This is a genomic window from Nocardia pseudobrasiliensis NBRC 108224 (assembly GCF_001613105.1).
Lineage (GTDB): Bacteria > Actinomycetota > Actinomycetes > Mycobacteriales > Mycobacteriaceae > Nocardia > Nocardia pseudobrasiliensis.
The window spans coordinates 266512-276456 of the sequence record NZ_BDBS01000001.1 but is presented as its reverse complement, the minus strand read 5'-3'; the positions used below and the strand labels follow the sequence as shown (position 1 = coordinate 276456).

General features: G+C 69.0%; 4 protein-coding genes. 1 reads left to right on the top strand and 3 read right to left on the bottom strand.

Going from position 1 to position 9945, the window contains the following annotated elements; all coding sequences use genetic code 11:
* The 3 genes from NP4_RS01240 to NP4_RS01230 form a co-directional block, all read right to left on the bottom strand.
* Positions 1-4663, bottom strand: a 4663-nt coding sequence (locus tag NP4_RS01240; RefSeq protein ID WP_169813631.1) for a condensation domain-containing protein, incomplete at its 3' end; no start/stop codon positions are given.
* Entirely contained in the window at positions 4647-7934 is a 3288-nt protein-coding gene (locus NP4_RS01235) for a type I polyketide synthase (protein WP_067990500.1), read from the bottom strand. The genes NP4_RS01235 and NP4_RS01240, both read right to left, overlap by 17 nt.
* 24 nt (positions 7935-7958) lie before the next feature.
* Entirely contained in the window at positions 7959-8780 is an 822-nt protein-coding gene (locus NP4_RS01230) for a CPBP family intramembrane glutamic endopeptidase (protein WP_147287809.1), read from the bottom strand.
* Between the two features lie 475 nt (positions 8781-9255).
* Between NP4_RS01230 and NP4_RS01225 the strand changes: the two genes are divergently transcribed.
* A complete protein-coding gene (locus tag NP4_RS01225) occupies positions 9256-9795 on the top strand; it encodes an Lrp/AsnC family transcriptional regulator (protein ID WP_082875409.1) in 540 nt (179 codons plus the stop codon).
* The last annotated feature ends 150 nt before the right edge of the window (positions 9796-9945 follow it).

The following is a 9945-nucleotide window of genomic DNA, read 5'->3' as shown; positions in this document are numbered from 1 at the left end:
GGTAGTAGCGCATCTGCTCGGCGTCGACCCCGAAGACGGTGTCGGTCAGCTCCGGGCGGTGCCAGTAGCCCAGTGCCACATGCGGGCTGCGCAGCGTGAGCTCACCGAAAACCTCGGTGGGACGGCCCTTTTCGTCGACGATATCCACATCGATGATGTCGACCGGGTGTCCGATCGGCACACCGATGCGGTCGCTGTCGGCCGGAGTGATGATGTGCTGCAGCGCCACCGAACATTCGGTCGGGCCGTAGAGACTGACGAACTGGGTGTCCGGGCCGAAGTGCCGCCCGAAATCGGTGACGTCACCGGGCACCACCTGTTCACCGCCGAGGCCGACCAGCCGGATCGCCGAGGGCAGCCACGGTTCGGCGGCATCGCTGAGCAGATAGCGGAACAGCGTCGGCGTGCAGTGCAGCACCGTCACGCCCGCGCTCTCGATCTCCGAGCGCAGGGCCGCGGGAGTGAACAGATGCGGGTCGATGACATGCAGTTCCGCACCGGCCACCGCCGCGCCGAAGGAGTTCAGGATGCCCGCGTCGAAGGTGTAGCGGGCGGGTGCGGCCACCACGTCGCCGGGGGCCAGCCGCAGCCGACGGGCGTAGCAGACCGCATGGGCCAGAGCGTTTTCCGAGCTCTGCGCGACACCCTTGGGGCGACCGGTGGATCCGGAGGTATAGGTGATGTAGGCCGGCGCGCCCGGCTCCAGGGCGTGGTCGACGTGGTGGACCGGGCCCGGCGGTAGATGCGCCTCGCCCGGTCGCGCCGCCACCGGCAGGATGCGCACCTCGCCCGCGATGGCCCGCGCGATATCGATCCGGGCCGGATCGCACAGCAGCGCGGAGACCTTCGCCTCCTCGAGGATCTCGATCAGGCGGGCCTGCGGTGCGCGCGGATCCAGGGGCACGTAGGTGACACCCGCGCGCACCGCGGCCCAGACGGCCACGAAGCTTTCCGGAGAGTGGTCGTACAGCAGCGCCACGCGGCCGCCCGGCTCGCCCACCCGCAGTAGTTGCCGGGCGGCGTCGTCGGCGAGCACATCCAGTTCCGCGTAGGTGGTGGTGCGCTCGTCGTTGCTCAAAGCCTTTGCCGCCGCGCGGGTCCGGGCCACATGCGAGAGCCGGTCGGCCAGCGTCTCGCCGGGTTCCGGCTCGGGCACCGTGGGCAGACCGCGCAGGCCCCACGCGACCGGTGCCCCGGAACGCGCCGGATCGCCGAGGGTGATCTCGCCGATCGGCCGCGCCGGATCGGCGGCGATCGCGGCCAGCGCCCCGGCGAAATGCCGCAGGAACCGGCGGGCGGTATCGGCCTCGTAGAGGTCGGTGCTGTATTCCAGGCTCAGCTTGATATCGCCGCCGGTCTCGTCGACGGTCAGGTCGAGGTCCAGTTTGGCCGTGCGCCGGGGCGCGTCGACCATGGCCACGTCCAGGCCCGCCATATCCAGTGCGGGCGGCGGGGTGTTCAGATAGTTGAACATGACCTGCGCCAACGGGTTCCGACTCAGATCGCGCTGCGGAACCAGGGCCGCGATCACCCGTTCGAACGGGCAGTCCTGGTTGGCGTGCGCCTCGAGGACGATCTTGCCGACCCGAGTCACCAGATCGCTGAACGACTCGTCCGGATCGACCTCGGCGCGCAGGGCCAGGGTGTTGAGGAAGCAGCCCACCAGCGGTTCGGTGGCCGAGCGCGTGCGGCCCGCGATCGGCGAGGCGACCGTCAGATCGTACTGGCGGGTGTAGCGGTGCAGCATGGTGTAGAAGGCGGCCAGCAGCACCGCGAAGGTCGTAACGCCCTGGGCCGCGGCGATTTTGCGCATCTCGGCCATGACGTCGGCGTCGAGGGTGGCGTATTCCACCGCACCGTGGGAGGTGCGCCGGGGCGGGCGGCGGTAGTCGCCGGGGATCTCGGTGTTCGGCGCGCCGGTCAGGGTTCGACGCCAGTAGTCCAGTTGGGCGTCGAGGTGATCGGTGTTGTCACGCTGCCAGATGGCGTAGTCGGCGTATTGCACTGGCAGGGGCGGCAATTCGGCCTCGATACCGGACTGCAGCGCCCGGTAGTGCGTCGAGATCTCCTGGCTGAGCACCGCGATGGACCAGCCGTCGCAGACGATATGGTGCAGCGCGATCATCAGCAGATATTCGTCGGGACCGGTGACCAGCAGGTGGTAGCGCCAGACCGGACCGGTCGCCAGATCGAACGGCGCGCTGTAAGTGCCTGCCGCGATATCGTTCTCGGCCCGGTTCCGCTCGGCGGCTGGCAGGCCGGTCAGATCGGTGACAGGTAGCGCGCGGGGGGCGAAGGGCAGCACCCGCTGGCGCAGTTCACCCTCGTCGGTGGTCAGGTAGACCGTGCGCAGCGCCTCGTGCCTTTCCTCCACCCGGTTCAGCGCCGATTCCAGGGCGGCCGCATCCACCTTGCCGCGCAGGCGAAGTCCGCCCGGCATGATGTACGTGCTGTTGCCCGGGGCGAAGGTCTCCAGGAACCACAGCCGCTCCTGGGCGTAGGACACCGGCAGCAGATCGCCCTCGGCGCGCTCGGCCCGGCGCAGCGCCGCCACCGAATCGCCTTCGGCCAGCGCCGATTCCAGGAGCTTCGCGGCCTGGGCGACAGTGGGCCGCTCGAACAGATCGCGCAGCGAGATCTGCACGCCGAACTCGTCGAGCAGCTGCGAGAGCAGGCGGGTGGCCGCCAGCGAGGTGCCGCCGAGTAGGAAGAAATCATCGTTGCGGCCCACCGCGGGCGCCTCCAGGGCCTGAGCCCACAGCTCGGCGAGCCGGATCTCCAGAGGGCCCTCGGGCTCGGCCGGGCCATCGGCGGCGATCGGCGAATCGGCCCACACCGCCGGGTATTCCGGCGTCTCGGCGACCGGCTGCGCGTTCTGCTCCGCCAGCCAGACCGCGACGGCCGGATGCAGTTCGGCCGGGGCCGAGCCGCCGGTCCAGGACAGCAGCCTACGACCCAGTTCCCAGCCCGCCTCGTAGGTATTCGACGCGGTGGACGGGACGAGAACCGCTCGGGTGGCGAGGGTTTCGGGCAACGCGCGACCCTCGGGGGCGAGGGCGAGCACGTCGACGCCGGTCCGGGCCGCGGCCTCGGCCAGCTCCCGGGCCTCGGCGTCGCCGAATCCGGTCGCGGCGACCAGCAGATCGACGCGCGCGTCGACGGGTTCGGTTACGGGGGCCGCCACCACTCGCGCGGGCACGCCGCCGCGATGCAGCACTTCGGCCAAACCCATTGCCAAATCCGTGGATTCGCCCGCGATCCGGATCACCAGATGCCGTCGCGGCAGCCCGCCCACCAGCTGCGCCACCGACGCGTCCGGATCGGCGGCCGCCGCCGCGGCGACGGACAGGAAGTCGCGCACCAGATGTCCGGCGGCCCGCTCGTCGAGCAGGGCGGTGTTGTAGGTCAGCTCGCAGACGAGTTCCGCGCCCGCCTCGGCGATGTGCATGACCAGGTCGTACAGGGTCGCCCCGGTCTCGATACTCTGCCAGTCGATCTCGAGGTCGAACTTGCCCACCTCGGGACGCTGCAGCCGCTGCTGCACGAACAGCACCTGGAACACCGGGCTGAACCGTGGATCCCACGGGCCGCCAACGGTTTCCACGATGCGCTCGAAGGGCACCGTCTCGTCCTCGTAGGCGGCCATGGCGGTATCGCGGACCGCGCGCAGCAGATCGGCGAACGACTGTCCGGCGGCGATATCCGAGCGCACCGGCACGGTATTGACGAAATGTCCGATGGTGCGGGCCAATTCGTCCTGCGGACGGGCTGCCATCGGAATGCCGATGCCGAAGTCGTACTGCCCGGTGTGCGCGGTCAGGGTCAGCTGATAGCAGGCCAGCAGGAAGACGAAGGGCGGCACGCCGTGGGCAGCCGCGGCGTCGCGGATGGTGGCGGCCAGCGCCGACGGCACCGGCTCGTGCAGGTGGGCGCCGTCGTTGCGCACCCGGGGCGGGCGCGGGCGGCCGACCGCCACATCCAGCGGCGGCGCGCCCCGCAGACGAGTCGCGCGCCGCTCGATCGCGGAGGTGCGGGGAGGTTGGCCCGCATCCCATTCCGCGAAGTCGGCGTACTGGCGGGCCGGGGTCACCGGGGCTCCACCGTATGCCGCCCACAGCTGCTCGACGAGCAGCGTCATCGACAGACCGTCGAGCACCAGGTGATGGGCGACGATCGCCAGAATCCATTCGGTCTCGGCCAGCCGCAGCAGCGTCCAGCGCACCGGCGGACCGGTGAGCAGGTCGAAGCGGGCGGTCGCGCGCGAGGCCAGCAGTTGCCCCGCCGCCTCGGCCCGGGCAGCCTGCGGTACCAGCCGCAGATCGTGCAGCTGCCAGTCGAGTTCGAGATCCGCGCGCACCTCGGCGCGCAGCTCCGGCGTCGCGGTGAAGACCGTGCGCAGCGCGTGCTGCCGCTCGACCACGGCCGCGGCGGCCTCGCGCAGCGCCTGCGGGTCGAGGCGGCCGCTGATCTTCAGGCCGACCGGCACATGGTAGAGAGCGCCGTTGTCGGCCAGCTGTTCGTGCAGCCAGAGTCCGCGCTGGGCGGGGGTCGCGGCGAACGGGCCGGTGGCGGTGCGTACCGGAATTCCGGCGCCGCCGCCCAGACCCGCGGCGCGCTTTTCGCGCAGCCGCGCCAGAGCCAGGTTGCTAGCTGGTGAGTTCATGTTCTTTCTCCAACAACGCATTGGCCTGTTCGAGCAGCAGTTCCTCCAGCGCGGCCGCGACGCGGGCCACGGTCGGCTCCTCGAACATGGCGCGGAGCGGGAACTCGATATCGAACAGTTCGCGGACCCGGCGTGCGAACCGGGTGGCGAGCAGCGAATGCCCGCCGATGCGGAAGAAGTTCTCGAACACGCCGATGCGCTCGAGACCCAGCAGTTCGGCCCACATCTCGGCGACGAACTGCTCGTATTCGGTTCGGGGAGCGACGAAGTCGGCATCCTCGGCGAACAACGCGGTCTGCCGCGACTCGCCCTCGGGCGCCTCGATGCGTGGCCGCCCGTCGACCACCCGGTAGCTGCCGCGCTCGAACGGGTAGAGCGGCAGACGAACCGGGGAGCTGGCGACGGAATCCATTGCGCTCCAGGTCAATTCGTGGCCGCGCACATGCAGTTCGGCCGCCGAGGACAGCATGACCGTCAGATCGTCGAGCTCGCGGGCCAGCGAGGGCACCGCGATGCCACCCCGATCATGGTGGCGCAGCAGGCTTTTCACCATGCCACCCAGCACCGGATGCGGGCCGAGTTCGACGAAGGTCTGCACGCCCGCGCCGATCATCGCGCCGACCGCGTCGGCGAACGCGACCGGACGGACGACCTCGTCGAGCCAGTACCGCCGGTCCAGCCGCGAACCGGGAATCAGATCGCCGGTGACGGTCGAGTAGAACGGGATATGCCCGTCGACCGCGGCGACCTCGCCCAGATCGTGCTCGAAGTATTCCAGGCAGTCGGCCATGGCCGGGGTGTGGAAGGCGTGCTCACCGGGCAGCCGCCGGGTCAGCACCGAATCCTGTTCCAGCCCGGCCAGCAGCGCCTCGAGCGTTTCGGTATCGCCGCCGAGCAGCGTCCAGCGCGGCGCGTTGATCCCGGCCACGTAGACCTCGGCGGGCAGCTGCGGGGCGAGTTCGGCCGCGGGCAGATTGACCACGGCCATGGTCCCGTTACCGCGCACCTTGGCGGTGGCCTTGGCGCGCGCGGCGATGATGCGGGCGGCGGTCGGGCGGTCGAGCGCGCCGCTGACGCAGGCCGCGGCGATCTCGCCGACGCTGTGCCCGGCCACCGCGGCCGGGACGATGCCCCATGAGCGCCACAGTTCGGCCAGCGCGATCTGCACGGCGAAGATCACCGGCTGCGCGACCGCGGTATCGGCCAGTTCGTCGGCGTCGCGGCCGCGGTCGACGATCTGGAACGGCGACCAGCCCAGCAGCGGGCGCAGTTCGCGATCGACGGCCATGAGGGCGTCGCGGAACACCGGCTGACGGCGAACCAGGCTGCGGCCCATGCCGATCCACTGATTGCCCTGTCCGGCGAACAGGAAGCCGACCGGGGTCGCGCCGCTGCGCGGCACCCGTCCGGCGGCCGCGCCCAGCGGCAGCGAACCGCCCGCCACGGCGGCGAGCCGCTGCCGCAGTTCCTCAGCGCCCGTCGCCACCACGGCCACCCGATACGGGTGCTGGGTGCTGCGCGCGGTCGAGGCGTGCGACAGTCCGGCCAGATCAAGTTCGGCCGGATCTGCCAGCAGTTCGGTCCACTGGTCGACCAGTTCCAGGGCGGCCTGCTCACTGCGGGCCGACAGCGCGAACAGCCGCGGTCGCTCCGACGGCGCGCCGGGCGCACCGACCTTGGGCCGGGCGGCCTTCGGGCCCTCGGTCAGTACGACGTGGGCGTTGGTGCCGCCCATGCCGAAGGAGCTGACACCGGCCAGGGCCGGACCCTCGTGTGCGGGCCACGGCGCGTTGCGCGCGGCCACGGTGAAGGGCAGCTGCTCGAAATCCAGATGCCGGTTGGGCGTCTCGAAGTTCAGATTGGCCGGTACCCGGGCGTGGTGCAGGGCCAGGGCGGTCTTGATCAGACCCATGATTCCGGCCGCGGCCTCGAGGTGACCGATGAGCGTCTTCACCGAGCCGACCACGGCCTTGGTCTCGCCGCGCCCCTCGCCCAACACCGTGCCCAGGGCGCGGGCCTCGACCGCGTCGCCCAGTGCGGTGCCGGTGCCGTGCGCCTCGACGTATTGCACCCGACCCGGATCCACTCCGGCGCGCTGATAGGCGCGGCGCAGCACCTCGACCTGGGAGCGGTAGTTCGGGGCGGTCAGGCCGTTGGTGCGGCCGTCCTGATTGACCGCGCTGCCCAGCAGCACGGCGTAGACGCGGTCGCCGTCGCGTTCGGCCGCGGCCAGCGGCTTGAGCACGACCGCCGCGCTGCCCTCGCCCCGCACATAGCCGTCGGCGCGATCGTCGAACGTTTTGCAGCGGCCGTCGGGCGAGAGCATGCCCGCATCGGCCAGCGAATCGGTGATCTGCGGTTCCAGGGTGAGCTGGACGCCGCCGACGATGGCCTGATCGCAATCGCCGTCGTGCAGCGCCCGCAGGGCCATATGCACGGCGACCAGCGAGGACGAGCAGGCGGTATCCACGCTCACGCTCGGGCCGCGCAGATCGTAGTGATAGGACAGCCGGTTGGCGGCGATACTGCTGGCCGTGCCGGTGACCGCGGCGATCGAGGTGCCCTCGGTGGCCCGACCCAGATTACGGGCGTGCTCACCGGAGCTGATGCCGACGAATACGCCGGTGGCGCTGCCGGTCAACTGTTCGGTGGGCAGGCCCGCATCGGCCAGGGCATCGGCGACCGTCTCGGCCAGCACCCGCTGCTGCGGGTCCATGAACGCGGCCTCCTCGGCGGAGATGCCGAAGTACTTCGCGTCGAAGGCATAGGGATCGGGTACGAAGGAGCCGAACCGGGAGCGGTGACCGTCGGTCTCGCCGACCGGTCCCCCGCCGCGGTGCGCGGGCGCCGGACCGACCAGCTCCTCGCCCCGCCACAGGGTGTCCCACATCTGCTCGGGACCACGCCGTTCGCCGACCGCGCAGCCGATGCCGACGATTGCGATCGGCTCCTGCGCGCCACGCGGTGCGGGCGCGGGTTCGCTCACGACCGAGGGCTCGGCGACGCCTTCCGCGGTCTCCGTGGCGACCGCCCCGGAGGCCAGGCCCTGGGCCATCTCCCGGACGGTCGGATACTCCCACGGCAGATCCGGCGGCAGCGAGCGTCCCATCCAGGACGACAGGCGACCGATGAAGATGACCGCCACCGCGGAAGTGAGTCCGAAGTTCGCGAACGGCTCGGTGATCGCGATGTCATCCGGAGCCATGTCCAGAAGCTCCCCGAGCGTTTGCACCATGAAGGTGCTGATCTCGTCGGCGGTCCGACGAGCCATGTCTGCAGACATTGCCGTACGCCTTTACTGCGCGATTACGGATCCGGTCTCGGAAGCATTCGACCCACTATGAGCGGAATTCGCTTCGGCCGATTTTCCGGGAATTTCGGACAGGCCCTTGGCCTCCAGATTCTTGCGCGCCTGTTCCAACGGGAATGCCAGGACACGGAAATCGTGGAACAGCTTGACCGCGATCGTCAGCCACAGCGAACCGGTGAGCTGATAGAGAAGACCCAGCGCGACTCCGCCGAAAATCACCTGCAGCGAGACCGCGGGACGGAATGCGTGCCGCAGACCGTCGACCACACCGGCGGCCAGGATGATGAGGACCCAGAACGGTAAATTCGGGAACAACAGATCCAGGGCGTAGATGGTGAAACCGCGGTAGACGATCTCCTCTGCCGGCGTGCTGAGGGAGTTCATGATCCACCAGAAACGCTCGCGGGAATCGGCGGGCGTGATGAAGACGACGTACTCGATCTTCTCCGCGATCCAGTCGCGACCGGCCTTACCGGTCAGCGGGAGCAGCGCGGGCACGGTCAGATAGCCGACGTAGATCGCGATGATCGCCAGGCTGATGACCTTCTCGACCGGGGTGAACGCCCGGAACACGCCGAAGTCGAAGCCGCCGAGACCCAGCTGGGTGAGCGAGGTGCCGTTGATGAGGAAGGCTACTACGATGACCGCCAGCGTCAGCCAGGTCCGCAGTACACCGCCCTGGTAGAGCTTGATGCGAGCGTCGGCTCGGTTGCCGAACTGCTCAGTGAATTTCTTGACCGAGCTTATCTCGAAGTATGGCTCCGCCAGGATGAGATAGACCAGGAACAGGACGCAAAAGAGTTTCATCGCCAGAATCCGCTCGAAGTGGTGGTGCAAATTAGTTTCAGGCGAATCCGATCGACATCATTGGAGACGGTTCACCGCGCATTCAGTTGGGCCGCGACGGCGGGTGTCAGGGGTTCGAGCACATGGCGCGCCGGAAATATGCTGCGAACTACCGTCCGTCGTGGACATGAAGGGACAGTACTACCACGTGGAAGTACCTGTCTAGCGATGGAATAGGCCCTGGTCTGTGACGTCAGGCACCGGATTATTGCAGCTTCAAGCTACGCCGCCGAAGGTTCCGATGTCCGATTTGCACCTATTTGGAATAGATAGCCTGGCGATAACTCTGGATATCTTAGGACGCATATCGTGATGTGTTGATGCTTCGTTAGCTATTTGTTAGCTCGCTTTTCGACCACATTCGCTACCAGGCGCGATCGATGCCGACGGTCCGAGGCGGCGAAGATGGTTCTCACGAGGGCGAACCGAGCGAAGCATGTTCGGTACCGTGAGCCTCGTGAAGAAGAACGAACGCGCGATCGGTGCGGCCTCCCCGGCAAACCAGCGGCACAGCGTCGTTCTCGACGAGATCGACCACATCCTGCTCGACGAGCTCGCCCGCGACGGCCGCATGACCAACAACGCCTTGGCCGCGGTGGCCGGTATCGCGCCGTCGACCTGTCTCGGCAGGGTGCGAACCCTGGTCGAGCGCGGCGTGATCCGCGGCTTCCACGCCGATATCGATCCCGTGGCGCTGGGCCGCAGCCTGCAGGCCATGATCTCGGTGCGCGTACACGCCAACGCCCGTCCCCAACTGGCCGAATTCGGTGAGCAGCTGGCGACGATCGACGGGGTGCTCAACGTCTACTTCATCGCGGGCGCCGACGACTACCTCGTGCATGTGGCCACCGCCGACACCGAGGAACTGCGGCTGTTCGTCCTGGAACATCTCAGCGCCCACCCCGCGGTGGCCCGCACCGAGACGATCCTGATCTTCGAGCACGTCCGCCCGCGGATCCGCACCGCGCGCGACTGATCCCATCCAGGGGACGACGCGCAAGCCCGGAACCGCTCGAAACACGCCAGGGACCGCTCGAAACACGTCACCGGTTGGTCCCCGCGTGCCGCGGTCGGCGGTCATAGCCATCCGTTATCCGGCCGGAATTCGGCCGTGATTGGGGCGTGA